Genomic DNA, 15892 nt, shown 5'->3' with positions numbered 1-15892 from the left:
GCCAGCGGCGCCGCCAGGGCGCCGGCGGCGCCGGCCAGGCCGAAGGCGCCGGCCGCCGCCGCGCCCAGGTGGAATGGCGCCTCGTGCAGCATGACCGCCAGGGTCGACCAGAAGGCGCTGAAACCCAGCGACAACAGGCCTTGCGCGGTCGCGGCGCGGCGCAGTTCGCCGTGCTGGCGCCACAGGCGGGGCAGCGAGCGCAGCAGTTCGGCGTAGGGCAGCCGGGAGGTCGGGGCGAACGCGGGCAGGCCGCGCCACAGGGCCGCGCCCAGCGCCACGATCGACACCGCGGCGGTCAGGAACATGGTGCGCCAGCCGAGCTGTTCGGCGACGAAGCCGCTGATGACGCGTGACAGCAGGATGCCCAACAGCAGGCCGGTCATCACCGTGCCGACGATGCGGCCGCGATGCGCGGGGGGCGCCAACGTGGCGGCGGCGGGCACGATGTCCTGCGCCAGGGTGGCGGACAGTCCGATGGCGAAACTGGCGGCCAGCAGCACGCCGATGGCGGGGGCGGCGGCGGCCAGCAACAGCGCCGCGGCGAGGGCGGCGGCCTTGATCAGGACGATGCGCTTGCGGTCGTAGCGGTCGCCCAGCGGCGCCAGCAGCAGGATGCCGAACGCATAGCCCAACTGGGTCAGCGTCGGAATCCAGCCAAGCTGGCTGGCGCTGGCGTGCAGGTCCGCGCCCAGGATGCCCAGCATCGGTTGGTTGTAATACAGGGACGCAACGGCCAGGCCGGCGCCGATGGCGAGCAGCAGGACCAGTCCGGCGGACGGATCTTGGGTTGTGGGCGCGGGGTGCGCCCGGGTATCGGAGGACATGATGGGGGTTCCGTTCAGGAAATAGGCCGCGAAGGGGGCACGGGGCAGATTCTGAGCGTCCGCGGGGGCCGTGGGTAGCCGTCCCCCGGGTAGATCCGTTATACGATAGGCGTATGACCAAGCCCGCCCTGCCCGCCGCAACTGGAACAGACCGCCTGCTGTTGCTGGAGACCTTCATACGCATCGTGGAGGCTGGCAGCCTGTCGGCGGCCGCTTTGCAGTTGGGAGCGACGCAGCCGACGATCAGCCGCCGGCTGCAGTTGCTGGAGCGCTCGCTGGGGGTGCGTCTGCTGCAGCGCTCGACCCACGCCATCCGGCTGACCGACGATGGTCAGCGCTGCTACGAACGCGCCCGGGAATTGACGACCACCTGGCAGTCGCTCGAGAGCGAGGTCAGTGGCGCGGGCGAGGACCTGACCGGGTCGTTGCGAGTGGTGGCGCCGCACGCGTTCGGTCAGAACCAGTTCATGGAGGCGTTGGCGCATTACCTGCGCCAGTATCCCCGCATGCGGGTGGAATGGCTGCTGCATGACAGGGTGCCGGATTTCATCGCCGAGAACATCGATTGCGCGATCAAGGTCGGGCCGGTGCAGGATCCTTCGGTGGTCGCGATCAAGCTGGGCGATGTGGCGCGCAGCGTCATGGCGGCGCCGTCGCTGCTGGGCGGCGGCCCCCTGCCACGGCATCCGTCCGAACTGGCGGCGCTGCCGTGGCTCGCGCTGCGCACGTTCTACCGGGACGAAGTCAGCCTGACGCACGTCCGCACTGGCGAGGTGGTGCGCATCGACATCGTGCCGCGCCTGTCCACCGACGGCCTGTACGCGCTGCGCAAGGCCGCGCTGCAAGGCCTGGGCGTGGGTATCGCGTCGGCCTGGGCGCTGCGCGAGGAACTGGCCAGCGGCCAACTGGTGCAGTTGGCTCCGGACTGGTTCGCCCCGCCCTTGCCTGTCTATCTGGTCTACGCCCCGTCTCGCTTGCAACCACCGCGGCTGCGGCGTTTCATCGAGGTCATGCGCGAGCATCTGCCCGCGGAGTTGCGCGCGAGTGACGCGGTTTAGGCGCAGATCGCGGCATATCAGGGATTACCAGCAGCGCCGCGGCCGGATTGCGACAAGTGGCATCGACCGTTGCCAGAATGGCAGCTTCCTTGCATTTTGTGTGGAAAGTGGGCGCTAGGCATTGACCTGGGCATCGGACAGAATTTCTGTACCGAAACATCAGGGGAAAATAATGACGACACTGCTCACCACCACCGACGTCGCGAAGATCGTGGCCGCACAGGGCCCGCGCAAGGTATTCGAAGATCTGCTGGATTATCTGCTGGCCGATTTCCTGCGCTGGCAGGAGTTCGACAAGAGCGCGCGCGTCGCCAGCCATTCGGCGACCGGCGTGATCGAACTGATGCCCACGGCCGACAACGATCTTTACAGCTTCAAGTATGTCAACGGCCATCCTGGCAATCCGGCGGCCGGTTTGAGCACCGTGATGGCCTTTGGCGCGCTGGCGCAGGTCAACACCGGCGAACCGCTGCTGATCAGCGAACTGACGTTGACCACGGCGCTGCGCACCGCCGCCACGTCGGCGCTGGCCGCCCGCGCCCTGGCTCGTCCGGGCTCGCGCAGCATGGCGTTGATCGGCAACGGCGCGCAAAGCGAATTCCAGGCGCTGGCGTTCCATCACATTCTCGGCATCGACACGTTGCATCTGTATGACGTCGACCCGGCCGCCACCGACAAGCTCGAGCGCAATCTGGCCGGCGTGCCCGGCCTGCGACTGCGACGCTTCGACAGCACCGCCGCCGCCGCCAAGGGCGCGGACATCGTGACCACGGTGACGGCCGACAAGGCCTATGCCACCATCCTGACCGTCGACATGATCGAGCCGGGCATGCACATCAACGCCGTGGGAGGCGACTGCCCGGGCAAGACCGAGCTGCACGCCGACGTGCTGCGGGCCGGGCCGGTATTCGTCGAATACGAGCCGCAGACGCGCATCGAGGGCGACCTGCAGCAGATGCCCGCCGACTTCGCAGTGACCGAGTTGTGGCGCGTGCTGACGGGCCAGAGCGCCGGCCGGCAGGGCGATCACGACATCACCGTGTTCGACTCCGTCGGTTTCGCGCTCGAGGACTTCTCGGCCCTGCGCTGGCTGCGCGACAGCGCAGTCAAGCATGGCATCGGCACCCGCGTGGAAGTGGCGCCGAGACTGGCCGATCCGAAGAATCTGTTCGAACTGGTGCGTGGCCGCCAGGCCGCCGCGCAGGCCGCGGCCCGCGTCAACCCGGCGCTGCTCAAGGACTGAGCCGCGCCAGGGCGCCGCGGCCTATTCGGATTGCGCCGGCTCGTGCGACACCGGCCGCCCCAGCAGGAAGCCCTGGAAGTGCGAGCAGCCTTCCTGCGTCAGCCTTTCCAGTTGGGCCGCGGTCTCCACCCCCTCGGCGGTGGTCGGGATATCGAGGCTGCGGCCGATGCCGTTGATGGCGCGGATGATGGCGAGCGCTTCCTTGCTCGATTCGACGTCCTGCGTGAAGGACTTGTCGATCTTGATCTTGTCGAATTCGAAGGTGCGCAGGTAGCCCAGCGATGAATAGCCGGTGCCGAAATCGTCCAGCGCCACTTTGACGCCCAGTTGCTTGAGCCGGTTGAGCGTGGTCAGGTTGGCCTCCGAATTGGCCAGCAGCACCGATTCGGTGATTTCCAACTCCAGCCGCCGCGCCGGCAGGCCGGAGGTGGCCAGGGCGGACTCCACCAGCGAGACCAGCGCGTTGTTGGTGAATTGCGTGGCCGACAGGTTCACCGCAACGGTTTCGTGCGCGTCCCAGGTCATGGCTTCGCGGCAGGCTTCGTGCAGCGTGAAGGCGCCCAGCTCGTGGATCAGGCCGGTCTCTTCGGCGATGGGGATGAAGTCGTTGGGCATGATCACGCCCTTGGCCGGATGCTGCCAGCGCATCAGCGCCTCGCGCCCCACCGTGCGGACGTGGGTGATGTCCTTGATCGGCTGGTAGTACAACTGTAGCTGCTGCGATAGGATCGCCTGGCGCAGGTCCATTTCCATTTCGTGGCGCTTGAGCGCGGCCGCTTCCATTTCGGGCTTGAAAAACGCCAGGCAGTTGCGGCCATTGCGCTTGGCTTCGTACAGCGCCATATCGGCGTAGCGCAGCAGGTGATCGGCGCTGGCTTCCTGCGCGGTGGCCCGGGCGATGCCGATGCTGACGCTGACCGGCACCGTGTGGCCATCGACCTGGAACGGCTCGCGCACCGCATCGATGAGGCGCTGCGCCATATGGCGCAGGTCGTCGGTCTTCTCGATGCCGGGCAGCACCACCGCGAATTCGTCGCCGCCCAGTCGCGCCAGCGTGTCCTGCTCGCGCAGGTTCTTGGCCAGGCGCCGTGCCAATTGACGCAGCAGCTCATCGCCGTACTGGTGGCCAAGCGTATCGTTGACGCTCTTGAAATTGTCCAGGTCCAGGCATAGCACCGCGGCGCTGCGTTCCCGGCCCTCGGGCGACAGCGCCTTGAGGAGCCGCTCGCGGAACAGGCGGCGGTTGGGTATCCCGGTGAGCGTGTCATGGTGTGCCATGTAGCGCACCTGGGCCTGGGCCGCGTTCTCGTCGGTGATGTCGTCGGCGATCAGCAGCACGTAGCGCGAACGCGGGTCGCTGCTGTGAAACACCAGCGTCTTGCTGCGCAGCGTGCGCGGGCCGCGGCCGGTGACGACCTCTTCCTGACCGGCCTCGCGCAGGGCGCCGTCGGAGCGCAGGGCGTCATTGGTCAGGCGCTCGAAGAATTCATGGACCGCGGGCGGCAAACACTGCTGCATGGTGCGGCCCTGCATCTGCTCGCGGCGCGCGCCGAAGACGTTTTCGGTCTGCCGGTTGGCCAGCAGGATGCGGCGCGACACCGCGTCCAGCACGAGCACGCAGGACGGGATGTGCGAGACCACGGCTTCCAGGAAGCTGGACAGCGAGGTCAGCTCGCTGTTGTAGCGCTCGGCCAGTTCCTTGGCATGCAGCACCTGCAGTTCGCGTTCGCGGCGTTCGGTGCAATCGCGCGTGATCTTGGCGTAGCCGATGAGCGCGCCAGCGTCGTCGTGGATGGCGTCGATCACCACATGGGCCCAGAACGGCGCGCCGTCCTTGCGGATGCGCCAGCCTTCGGCCTCGAAGCGGCCCTGCTCGCGGGCGATGCTCAGGCCGCGTCCCGGCAGGCCCGAGGCCTGGTCGGCGGGGCTGTAGAAGCAGGAAAAATGCCGCCCCACGATTTCGTCCCGCGTATACCCCTTGGCGCGCTCGGCGCCGGCGTTCCAGTTGGCGACGGTGCCGTCGGGGTTCAACATGTAGATGGCGTAGTCAACGACACCTTGCACGAGGTGCCGATACATGACGTCGGAATGGTCGATGATCATTGAGAGTGGGCAGGCGTAACAGGCTCAGGGTTTCATGCGTTGCTTGAGGGCCTGCGTGATCATGGGGATGTCGAGATCCTGGCCCGGATGCTTCTGGCAGAAGTCGTACAACACCGCGATGTAGGCGTTGCCCAGCAGTTTGGTGATGGCGCCGGCTGTGGTGGCGGCGATGGTGCCGCCGATCGCGCTGCCGGCGCCGGGGATGAACTTCAGCAGGCCCGACACCACCGAGCGCCCGACCAGCGTGGCCGCGGACGCGCCCAGCGTGGACGTGACCAGCGTGCTGATGGCGGCGGTGTTCAGTTCCATGCCGAAGGTGATGCCGATCTTGGCGATCATGCCGACCTGAATCGGCACCAGCGCCACGGCGTCGGAGAACGGGATCGGCGCGGCGGCGGCCGAGGCGGCCAGGCCGGCGGCGACGTTGACCTCTATTTCAGCCCGCTTTTTTTTTACTTCCAGCGCTTTCTGGTTGCGGGTCGAGAGCGCGTTGGCGTAGGCGCGCTGCTGCGATTCGGGAATGAACGCGGCGGTGGCTTCGATCAGCGCGTCCAGCCCCATTGGCGGCAGGTCGGCGTCCAGTTCCTCGATGCGTTCGGGCAGCGCGCGCACCGCCACCACCTGGCGCGCGCGCGGCAGCAGCGCCCGCGCCTGTTCCAGGAAGGGGCTGTTCTTGCGCGCCTTGGTGAGCACGCCGATGACCGGTATGCCGGCATCGGCCAGCAGCGCGCACAGCTCGATCTCGGCATCTTCGACACGGTGGCTGCTGTCCTGGATGCACAGCCAGGCCACATGCAGATGCCGGTCCTGGTCTTCCGAAGCCGCGCGCTCGCGGATCAGGTCGGCCAGTTGCTGACGCGAGCGGGCGTAATCGCCAACTTCCAGGCCGCGGGTGTCGATGATGGTGAGCGGATGGCCGGGCCGCGAGAATTCCTGCGTGGTCTGCGTGACCGGCTTGCCGGCGCCGGTCTTGGCCAGGTCGCCGCGGAACACCGCGTTGATGAGCGTGCTCTTGCCTACGCCGGTCTTGCCGGCGACCAGGATGTTGACGCGGCCGGCGCCGCGCGTGGCGGTGCTGATCGCATCGGCGATCGCGTCCTGCAACTGGGGCGTGTCGTGGCGGGGCGGAGTCATGGTTGGCAAGGGCAGGGCGCGCGGCGGGCGCGGGAATCGGATATGGCTCGATTCTAGCGACAAACGCCGACTGGGCCTTACCGCCCGGCCGACGCGGGATCAGCCGTACAGGTGCTCCGCGTCCGGAAAGCGGCGCGCGCGCACGTCGGCGGCGTAGTCGCGGGCGGCATCCTGGATGCGGGCCGACAGGGTGTCGTAGCGCTTCACGAAGCGGGCGGTGCGGTCGAACATGCCGAGCATGTCGTCAACCACCAGCACCTGGCCGTCGCAGCCGGCGGACGCGCCGATGCCGATGGTGGGGCAGGCGATGGCTTCGGTGATGGCCAGCGCCAGTGGCTCGACCACGCCCTCGATCACCACCGCGAAGGCGCCGGCGTCGGCCACGGCCGTGGCGTCGGCGGCGATGCGGGCGTATTCGGCATCGCCGCGGCCGCGCGCGCCGTAGCCACCGAGAATGTTGACGGCCTGGGGCGTGAGGCCGATGTGCGCCATGACGGGAATGCCCCGCGCCGACAGGCAGGCGATGGCTGGCGCCATGGCCTGGCCGCCTTCCAGCTTGACGGCGCTGGCGCCGGTTTCCTTGAGGACGCGGGCGGCCGAGCGGAAAGCCTGTTCGGGGCTTTCCTCATAGCTGCCGAAGGGCATGTCGACCACCACCAGCGCCTGGCGCGCGCCGCGCACGACGGCGGCGCCGTGCGCGATCATCATGTCGAGCGTGACGGGCACGGTGGACGGCAGCCCATAGATGGTCTGCGCCAGGCTGTCGCCCACCAGCAGCGCGTCGCAGTGGGGATCGAGCAATTCGGCCATGCGCGCGGTGTAGGCGGTGAGCATGACCAGCGGCTCGGCGCGCTTGCGGGCGCGAAAGGCCGGGACGGTCATGCGGCGCGTCGCGGCGGCGGCGGAATTCAAGGTGGCGGTGGTGGACATGCGGGCTCCTGGTCTGCGGCGCGCGGTGCCTGGTGCGGACGCCGCGCGGCACAGGTATATCACGGCGGCGGGGCCGGCGCCTCCAGCAGGGCCGCGCGCATGTCTTCGAGAAAGGTCGCGGCGATGTCGTCCAGGTGGCTGCGCCGTTTCGCCACCATGCTGATCTCGACATCGTAGTGGTAGACGTTGGCGTCCAGCGCATGCAGCAGGCCGGCGGCCACGTACGGCGCCGCATAGTGCTCGGGCAGGTATCCGAGGTGCGCGCCCGACAGGATCAGGATCAGCGCGGCCTCCATGTTGTCGGCCTCGGAGGTGATGTGGCGCGGCCGGCCGGCGAACGAGGACTCCGGCAAGGGGTAGGTGCGCCAGGTCCAGTCGGCGTCGGCCAGATCCTGCTCGGTGACGCGGCCGGCGCGCGCCGCCAGCGGATGGGTGGCGCCACAGTAAGCGATCTGGCGTTCCTGGAACAGCGCGGTGTAGTCCAGCATCGGCACCCGGTGCAGGAAGTAGCCGATGGCGACCTGCATCTCGTCCTTGAGGATCAGCTCTTCGAGTTCGCGCGGGCTGCGGATCAGCACCGACAGGCGCACGGCCTCGTCGCGCCGGCGGAATCTCTCGATGGCGTGGCCGATGCGCGCGTTCTGCGCCATGGTGGCGTTGCCGATCAGGCCCAGCGTCAGGTTGCCCACCAGTTGCCGATGCATATTGCGCGCCTGCGCGCTGAAGTCATCCAGCGACGCCAGCGCGCGGCGCGCCAGCTTGTCGAAACGCTGTCCCTTGGCGGTCAGGCGAAAGCCGCCGCGCCCGCGTTCGCACAGGGTGAAGCCAAGCCGGGTTTCGAGCGTGGCGAGCTGGCTGCTGATGGTGGACTGGCCCACGCCCAGCAGGGCCTGCGCGGCCGACACGCCGCCAGCGTCGACGATGGTCAGGAAGACGCGGATCAGCCGCAGGTCGAGGTCGGAGACGTTCGAGAGCATAGGGTAACTACCGACAAAACATTGACGAAGATCGATGTGAATTTTCCGAACCAGATATGGATGGAAAAAGAGTGGATTCCTATTATTCCACCGGTGTTGCCGATTCAACCTGGCGCCGGTGCCGTCGGCGGCCAACAGGCAATCGGCAGCCCGGAGAATCGATTTTTTCCGGATTCACTTCTACGTAAATAGTTGTTTAGCCGGCGGCGGTCATTCAGCGCGCGGATTGCGCGCGACGAGACAAGGGGAAGGACATGTTTGTCGACATAGGCGTTGTCGTGGCCTATCTTGCCGCGATGCTGCTACTGGGCTGGTACGGCATGCGGCGGGCCAGGACGCACGAGGATTTCCTGGTGGCGGGCCGCAATCTCGGACCGGCCTTCTACATGGGCACCATGGCGGCCACGGTGCTCGGCGGCGCCAGCACCGTCGGCACGGTGCGGCTGGGGTATGTGCATGGCATCTCCGGTTTCTGGCTGTGCGCCATGCTGGGCCTGGGCATCATCGTGCTGAACGTGTTCCTGGCCCGGCCGCTGCTGAAGCTGCGCATCTTCACCGTGACGCAGATCCTGGAGTTCCGCTACAGCGCGCGCACCCGGCATGTCAGCGCGCTGGTGATGATGGCCTACGCGCTGATGCTGGCCGCGACCTCGGTGATCGCGACCGGCACGGTGATGCAGGTGCTGTTCGACATGCCCTTCTGGCTGGCGATACTGGTGGGCGGCGGCGTGGTGGTGGTCTATTCGGCGGTGGGCGGCATGTGGTCGCTGACCCTGACCGACATCGTGCAGTTCCTGATCAAGACGGTCGGCCTGATGGCCGTGCTGCTGCCGATCTGCCTGTCGCGGGTCGGCGGCTGGGACCAACTGGTGGCGAAACTGCCGGCGGCCAGCTTCGAGCCCACCGCGATCGGCTGGCCCACCATCGTGACGTACTTCCTGATCTATTTCTTCGGCATCCTGATCGGCCAGGACATCTGGCAACGCGTCTTCACCGCCCGCAGTGAGCGGGTGGCGAGGCTGGCGGGGGCGGCGGCGGGGCTGTATTGCATCGTCTATGGCCTGGTGGGCGCGCTGATCGGCATGACGGCGAGGGTCTTGCTGCCCGACCTGGACAACGTCAACAACGCTTTTGCCGCCATCGTGCAGGCCGAGCTGCCCGCCGGCATCCGCGGCCTGGTGATCGCGGCGGCGCTGGCGGCCATGATGTCCACGGCCAGCGCGGCGATGCTGGCGTCTTCCACCGTGTTGGCCGAGGACCTGCTGCCGGCCTTGCGCGGCGGCCGCGGCTTCACCCATGTGCGCAGCCATCGCCTGATGACACTGCTGGTCGGCGTGGCCACGCTCGGCATCGCGCTGGTGGTCGATGACGTGCTGGACGCGCTTACCTGCGCCTACAACCTGCTGGTCGGCGGCATGCTGGTGCCGATCCTGGGTGCCATCTGGTGGCGCCGCGGAACGACCACGGGCGCGATCGCCAGCATGCTGCTGGGCTGCGCCACGGCGATCGGCTTCATGATCCGCGACGGCCTGGCGGCCAATACGCCGATCTACGCCAGCCTGGCCGTCAGCGCCGTCAGCTTCATCATCGTCAGCCTGATGGGACAGGCGGCGGCGCCGGTCCACGGCGATTCATCTTCCAGGAGCACCCCATGAGTTTCACCCCCGAGAAGCTGGCCGCGTTGCGCGCCCGGTTCGGCGGCGCCAACGAAGCCGTCATCCACGATCCGCACTTTCGCGCGGTGGCGGCCAACGTCATCGACGACAGCGGCACGCGCAGCGCGCCCTATGCCGGCATGCCGACACTGCTGGATGCGCCGGCCCGGCAGATCGACTGGAGCCGGCCGGATTTCGGCGATCTGCAGGTGGCGCTGCTGGGCGTGCCGATGGACCTGGGGGCCAGCAATCGCAGCGGCTGTCGCTTTGGACCGCGCGCGCTGCGCGCCATCGAGCGCGTCGGGCCGTACAACCACGCGCTCAAATGCACGCCGGTGCGCGAGCTGCGCGTGGCCGACATCGGCGACGTGCCGATGCGCAGCCGCTACAGCCTGGAACAGTCGCACGAGGACATCCACGCGACCTACGAGAAGATCGTGGCGGCCGGCGTCACGCCGCTGTCGGTGGGCGGCGACCATTCCGTGACGCTGCCGATCCTGCGCGCATTGGGGGCGCGGCAGCCGGTGGCGCTGGTGCACTTCGATGCGCATTGCGATACCGGCGGTCCGTTCGACGGCAGCCGCTTTCATCATGGCGGGCCGTTCCGGCAAGCGGTGCTGGAAGGCGTGCTCGACCCGACCCGCACGATCCAGATCGGCATCCGCGGCTCGGCCGAGTACCTGTGGGAGTTCTCGTACGAGTCGGGCATGACGGTGATCCACGCCGAGGACATTCCGCGCCTGGGAGTGGACGCCATCATCGCCCAGGCGCGGGCCGTGGTCGGCGACGCGCCCGTGTATGTGTCGTTCGATATCGATTGCCTGGATCCGGCTTTCGCGCCCGGCACCGGCACGCCGGAGGTCGGCGGCGTGACCGTGCGCGAGGCCCAGGCCATGCTGCGTGGATTGGCGGGCCTGGACATCGTCGGCGGCGACCTGGTGGAAGTGGCGCCGTCGTATGACGCCACCGCCAATACGGCGCACGCGGGCGCGCAGATCCTGTTCGAGATCCTGAGCCTGATGCGGCTGCGCGGCGCGCGCTGAGGCGTCGGCGCCCGGCGCGCCGATGCTTTGGCGCCGCGCAGCAGGCACGTTGGCAAGGGTCCTGTCGCCGTCGCAGATCTGTCATGCCGGAAAAAAAGGCCCGGCATGTGCCGGGCCCTCGGGAACATCCGCCGGTGTCAGAAGTGGATCACGGTGCGAATCGATTTGCCTTCATGCATCAGGTCGAAGGCCTCGTTGATGCGGTCCAGCGGCAGTGTGTGGGTGACGAACGGATCCAGGTCGATCTTGCCGTTCATCGCGTCCTCGACCATGCCGGGAAGCTGGGTGCGGCCCTTGACGCCGCCGAAGGCCGAGCCGCGCCAGACGCGGCCGGTGACCAGTTGGAACGGGCGCGTGCTGATTTCCTGGCCGGCGCCGGCCACGCCGATGATGATGCTTTCGCCCCAACCCTTATGGCAGCATTCGAGCGCGGCGCGCATCACGTGCACGTTGCCGATGCATTCGAACGAGAAGTCCACGCCGCCGTCGGTGAGCTCGACGATCACTTCCTGGATCGGCTTGTCGTGGTCCTTGGGGTTGATGCAGTCGGTGGCGCCCATGGCGCTGGCCAGCACGAACTTGTTGGGGTTGGTGTCGACCGCGATGATGCGGCCGGCCTTGGCCTGCACCGCGCCCTGGATCACCGCCAGGCCGATGCCGCCCAGGCCGAACACGGCCACGGTGTCGCCTTCCTTGACCTTGGCGGTGTTGTGCACCGCGCCCAGGCCGGTGGTGACGCCGCAGCCCAGCAGGCAGACCTTCTCGTGCGGCGCGGCCGGGTTGATCTTGGCCAGCGAGATCTCGTTGACCACGGTGTACTCGCTGAAGGTCGAGCAGCCCATGTAGTGGTAGAGCGGCTTGCCTTCATAACTGAAGCGCGAGGTGCCGTCGGGCATCACGCCCTTGCCCTGGGTGGCGCGCACTTTCTGGCACAGGTTGGTCTTGCCCGACAGGCAGAACTTGCACTCGCGGCACTCGGCCGTGTAGAGCGGGATGACGTGATCGCCCGGCTTGAGCGAGGTCACGCCCTCGCCGACCTCGACCACCACGCCGGCGCCTTCATGGCCCAGCACCGCGGGGAAGAGGCCTTCGGGGTCGTCGCCGCTGAGGGTGAAGGCGTCGGTGTGACAGACGCCCGTGTGGGTGATCTGCACCAGCACTTCGCCGCGCTGCGGGGGCGCGACGTCGATTTCAACGATTTCCAGCGGCTTGCCGGGTCCGAATGCAACTGCTGCGCGTGATTTCATAGCTTGCTCCACGATGTCGATGGCGTTATTTCAGATAGGAACGGACGATGCGCATGATCTGATCGATTTCCGCTTCGGGTTCGATCGTGGCGCCGGGCCGTCCGCCCTGGGCGGATTGGAGGAAGGTCTCCCGGAGATGGCTTTCGAGCACTTCGGCCATCAGGCCGGTGGCCGCGCCGCGCAGGGCGGCCAGTTGTTGCAGCAGCGCGCCGCATTCCGTGCCTTCGTTGACGGCGCGCTCCAGCGCCAGCGCCTGGCCCTGGATGCGGCGCAGGCGCGTTGTGACGCGCTTTTTCTCTGCGGGGGAATGGGGCACACTGGGCTCCGGTAGATACAGGGGGGGAGTATACGCAGGCATGGCGTCCGCGTCCAATGCGGGCGGCCTGTCTGTACATGTCTAGTGGCCCCTATAATCGGTTTTCGTCCAACGGCACGACACAGGATATTCCGTGGCTTCCAATCCGCCCCGGCTGCCGGCCCAGGCCAATGCCCTGCCCGCGCCGCTCTATGCGCAACTCAAGCAGATGATCGCCCAGCAGATCCGCAGCGGCGCCTGGCCGGCGCATTACCGCGTGCCGTCGGAAAGCGAACTGGTGCAGGAGCTGGGCTATTCCCGCATGACCATCAATCGCGCGCTGCGCGAGCTGACGGCCGAGGGCCTGCTGGTGCGCATGCAGGGCGTGGGCACGTTCGTGGCCCCGCCCAAGACGCGCTCGGCGCTGTTCGCGGTCAACAACATCGCCGACGAGATCGTGGCCCGCGGCCATCGCCATCACAGCCGCGTGGTGCGGCTGCTCGAGGAAGCGGCCGGCAGCGAGCAGGCCGCCGCGCTCGACATCCGCGAAGGCCAGCCGGTGTTTCATTCGCTCATTGTGCACTTCGAGGACGACGTGCCGATCCAGCTCGAAGACCGCTACGTCAACGTGCGGTTGGCGCCCGACTACCTCAAGCAGGATTTCACTCGCCACACGCCCTATGAATACCTGACGCGCGTGGCGCCGCTGACCGAAGGCGAGCACGTGGTCGAGGCCATCGTCGCCAAACCACGCGAATGCCAGTTGCTGCAGATCGAGCGCAGCGAGCCGTGCCTGCTGATCCGCCGGCGCACCTGGTCGGGCGAGCGCGCCGTCACCCTGGCGCGCCTGATCCACCCTGGCTCGCGCCACCGCCTGGAAGGAAAATTCTCCACATGACTTCGCCAGACGTGCGCCTGTACCGGGCACAGGACTATCCCCGCATGCCATGGCGCAATGGCGGGGGCACCACGCAGGAGGTGGCGTGCAACGCCGGAGGCAGCAGCGCCGCGTTCACCTGGCGCCTGTCGATCGCCGACGTGGCCCAGGACGGCGGTTTTTCCGCGTTCAATGGGTTGCAGCGCGTCATTACCGTGCTGGAAGGCGCGGGCATCGCGCTGACCGTCGACGGCCGCGCGCAGGCGCCATTGCGGGCGCGCCAGGCCTACGCCTTCCCGGGCGACGCGCGGGTCGATTGCCGCCTGCTGGACGGCCCCATCCGCGATTTCAACCTGATCTATTCGCCGCGCCACCACCACGCGCGGCTGCAATGGATTGGCGGCGCGCGCGACTGGACCTTCCACAGCGCGGCCACCACCGTGCTGCTGTTCAATGCGGGCGACGCGCTCACGGCGCGGCGCGACGGCCATGTGCTGCCGGCGCCGGCGCGCTACGACTGCCTGCACCTGGAGAGCGCGGAAGGGCTGGCCGAATACCGCCTGGAATCGGCCACGGTGCTGGACGCCTGCCTGATCGAGCTGCAGCCGCGCCAGGGCTGATGCCGGGGTGCGACGCCCGCCGAGCGCGGCGTCGTACGGGAAATCCCTGATCGGTAACCGGGTCCGGCCAGCTTGTATATACAAGCATAGGCGTCCTATGATTCCGTCAGCAGGCCGCGCATCGCGCCGCGCCATCGATCATGGAGACCGCCTTGGAACAATCGAACCGTTACCGCGACGTCGAGATCCGCGCGCCGCGCGGCAACCAGCTCACCGCCAAGAGCTGGCTCACCGAGGCGCCGTTGCGCATGCTGATGAACAATCTCGATCCGGACGTCGCGGAGAATCCCAAGGAGCTGGTGGTCTATGGCGGCATCGGCCGCGCCGCGCGCGATTGGGATTGCTACGACAAGATCGTCGAGACGCTCAAGCGCCTGGAGGACGACGAGACCCTGCTGGTGCAGTCGGGCAAGCCGGTAGGCGTGTTCAAGACCCACGCCAACGCGCCGCGCGTGTTGATCGCAAATTCCAACCTGGTGCCGCATTGGGCCACCTGGGAGCATTTCAACGAACTCGACGCCAAAGGCCTGGCCATGTATGGGCAGATGACCGCCGGCAGTTGGATCTACATCGGCAGCCAGGGCATCGTGCAGGGCACCTACGAGACCTTCGTCGAGGCGGGGCGCCAGCATTACGACGGCAAGCTCGCCGGCCGCTGGGTGTTGACCGCGGGCCTGGGCGGCATGGGCGGCGCGCAGCCGCTGGCGGCGACGCTGGCCGGCGCCTGCTCGCTGACGATCGAATGCCAGCAGGCCAGCATCGACTTCCGCCTGCGCACCCGTTATGTCGACGAACAGGCCGCCGACGTGGACGACGCGCTGGCCCGCATCGCGCGTTATACCAAGGCGGGTCGCGCCGTGTCGGTGGCGCTGTGCGGCAATGCCGCCGAGGTATTGCCCGAGCTGGTGCGGCGCGGCGTGCGCCCGGACATGGTCACCGACCAGACCAGCGCCCACGATCCGCTCAATGGTTACCTGCCCGCCGGCTGGACCTGGGCCGAATACCGCGAGCGCGGCAGGCGCGAGCCCGCCGCCGTGGTCAAGGCCGCCAAGCAGTCGATGGCGGTGCACGTCCAGGCCATGCTGGCATTCCATCGTCGGGGCGTGCCGACGTTCGACTACGGCAACAACATCCGCCAGATGGCCATGGAAGAAGGCGTCGCCAACGCCTTCGATTTTCCGGGGTTTGTGCCCGCCTACATCCGCCCGCTGTTCTGCCGCGGCGTTGGCCCGTTCCGCTGGGCCGCGCTGTCGGGCGACCCGCAGGACATCCACAAGACCGACGCCAAGGTCAAGGAACTGATCCCCGACGACGCCCACCTGCACCGCTGGCTCGACATGGCGCGCGAGCGCATCCGGTTCCAGGGCCTGCCGGCGCGCATCTGCTGGGTCGGCCTGGGACAACGCGCCAGGCTGGGCCTGGCATTCAATGAGATGGTGCGCAGCGGCGAGCTGTCGGCGCCGGTGGTGATCGGCCGCGACCATCTGGATTCCGGCTCCGTCGCCAGTCCCAACCGCGAAACCGAGGCCATGCGCGACGGTTCCGACGCGGTTTCCGACTGGCCGCTGCTCAACGCGCTGCTGAACACCGCGGGGGGCGCCACCTGGGTGTCGCTGCATCACGGCGGCGGCGTCGGCATGGGCTTCTCGCAGCACGCCGGCATGGTGATCGTGTGCGATGGCACCGATGCGGCGGCCGAGCGTATCGCGCGTGTGCTCACGAACGATCCGGGCACCGGGGTGATGCGTCATGCCGACGCGGGCTATGAGGCCGCGGCCGATTGCGCCCGCGAGCAGGGCCTGGACCTGCCCATGGTCAACGCGCAACGCTGATCCGGGGCCGGCGGCCACGGCACCACAACCGGGCTCCGCCGCGCGGCGCCCGCC

Annotated in this window: 15 protein-coding genes; 8 read left to right on the top strand and 7 right to left on the bottom strand. The window is 68.0% G+C overall.

The window, feature by feature from the left end:
• Positions 1 to 824: MFS transporter (locus HV783_RS21845; RefSeq protein ID WP_175189856.1), on the bottom strand; the 824-nt coding region annotated here is incomplete at its 3' end.
• A gap of 113 nt (positions 825 to 937) precedes the next feature.
• Between HV783_RS21845 and HV783_RS21840 the strand changes: the two genes are divergently transcribed.
• Both HV783_RS21840 and ocd read left to right on the top strand, forming a co-directional pair.
• Complete coding sequence (locus HV783_RS21840) at positions 938 to 1882, top strand: LysR family transcriptional regulator (RefSeq protein ID WP_175167253.1); 945 nt, start codon at positions 938 to 940, stop codon at positions 1880 to 1882.
• 172 nt (positions 1883 to 2054) lie between these two features.
• Positions 2055 to 3125 carry an ornithine cyclodeaminase gene (ocd, locus tag HV783_RS21835; RefSeq protein WP_175189855.1) on the top strand — a complete coding sequence of 357 codons (1071 nt, stop codon included), beginning with the start codon at positions 2055 to 2057 and terminating at the stop codon, positions 3123 to 3125.
• A gap of 21 nt (positions 3126 to 3146) precedes the next feature.
• On the opposite strand, the gene HV783_RS21830 is transcribed toward ocd, so the two are convergent.
• The 4 genes from HV783_RS21830 to HV783_RS21815 form a co-directional block, all read right to left on the bottom strand.
• Positions 3147 to 5228, bottom strand: coding sequence for a sensor domain-containing protein (locus tag HV783_RS21830; RefSeq protein WP_175189854.1), 2082 nt, complete (start codon positions 5226 to 5228; stop codon positions 3147 to 3149).
• Between the two features lie 24 nt (positions 5229 to 5252).
• Complete coding sequence (locus tag HV783_RS21825) at positions 5253 to 6362, bottom strand: YcjF family protein (RefSeq protein ID WP_054488422.1); 1110 nt, start codon at positions 6360 to 6362, stop codon at positions 5253 to 5255.
• A gap of 99 nt (positions 6363 to 6461) precedes the next feature.
• On the bottom strand, positions 6462 to 7292 hold the full coding sequence (gene panB, locus HV783_RS21820; protein WP_054503678.1) for a 3-methyl-2-oxobutanoate hydroxymethyltransferase: 831 nt from the start codon (positions 7290 to 7292) through the stop codon (positions 6462 to 6464).
• 59 nt (positions 7293 to 7351) lie between these two features.
• Entirely contained in the window at positions 7352 to 8269 is a 918-nt protein-coding gene (locus HV783_RS21815; RefSeq protein ID WP_054503677.1) for a LysR family transcriptional regulator, read from the bottom strand.
• Positions 8270 to 8290: 21 nt separating this feature from the next.
• On the opposite strand from HV783_RS21815, the gene HV783_RS21810 reads away from it, so the two are divergent.
• The 3 genes from HV783_RS21810 to speB all read left to right on the top strand — a co-directional run bounded on the left by HV783_RS21810 (position 8291) and on the right by speB (position 10967).
• On the top strand, positions 8291 to 8461 hold the full coding sequence (locus HV783_RS21810; protein WP_175143666.1) for a hypothetical protein: 171 nt from the start codon (positions 8291 to 8293) through the stop codon (positions 8459 to 8461).
• Positions 8462 to 8523: 62 nt separating this feature from the next.
• Entirely contained in the window at positions 8524 to 9924 is a 1401-nt protein-coding gene (locus tag HV783_RS21805) for a sodium:solute symporter family protein (RefSeq protein ID WP_054503676.1), read from the top strand.
• Positions 9921 to 10967, top strand: a complete 1047-nt coding sequence (gene speB, locus HV783_RS21800; protein WP_054503675.1) for an agmatinase — start codon at positions 9921 to 9923, stop codon at positions 10965 to 10967. The genes HV783_RS21805 and speB overlap by 4 nt, the downstream gene beginning before the upstream one ends.
• A gap of 137 nt (positions 10968 to 11104) precedes the next feature.
• On the opposite strand, the gene HV783_RS21795 is transcribed toward speB, so the two are convergent.
• Positions 11105 to 12214: an S-(hydroxymethyl)glutathione dehydrogenase/class III alcohol dehydrogenase gene (locus HV783_RS21795; RefSeq protein ID WP_054503674.1), complete on the bottom strand. Its 1110-nt coding sequence runs from the start codon at positions 12212 to 12214 to the stop codon at positions 11105 to 11107.
• Positions 12215 to 12239: 25 nt separating this feature from the next.
• Entirely contained in the window at positions 12240 to 12530 is a 291-nt protein-coding gene (locus tag HV783_RS21790) for a metal/formaldehyde-sensitive transcriptional repressor (RefSeq protein WP_006392430.1), read from the bottom strand.
• A 133-nt stretch (positions 12531 to 12663) separates the two neighbouring features.
• Here HV783_RS21790 and hutC point away from each other — a divergent pair, with 133 nt between their 5' ends.
• From hutC to hutU, 3 genes are all read left to right on the top strand, one after another.
• On the top strand, positions 12664 to 13407 hold the full coding sequence (gene hutC, locus HV783_RS21785; protein WP_175189853.1) for a histidine utilization transcriptional repressor HutC: 744 nt from the start codon (positions 12664 to 12666) through the stop codon (positions 13405 to 13407).
• The gene (locus HV783_RS21780; RefSeq protein ID WP_116791699.1) at positions 13404 to 14006 is read left to right on the top strand and encodes a HutD/Ves family protein; all 603 of its coding nucleotides are present in this window, start codon (positions 13404 to 13406) and stop codon (positions 14004 to 14006) included. Before hutC ends, HV783_RS21780 begins: the two co-directional genes overlap by 4 nt.
• 140 nt (positions 14007 to 14146) lie before the next feature.
• Entirely contained in the window at positions 14147 to 15838 is a 1692-nt protein-coding gene (hutU, locus tag HV783_RS21775) for a urocanate hydratase (RefSeq protein WP_437341326.1), read from the top strand.
• Positions 15839 to 15892: the final 54 nt, after the last annotated feature.

This window comes from Achromobacter dolens, from assembly GCF_902859745.1.
GTDB classification, from domain to species: Bacteria; Pseudomonadota; Gammaproteobacteria; order Burkholderiales; family Burkholderiaceae_B; genus Achromobacter; species Achromobacter dolens.
Note: the sequence above shows the minus strand (reverse complement) of the source record. Positions and strands in the feature narration are given on the sequence as shown.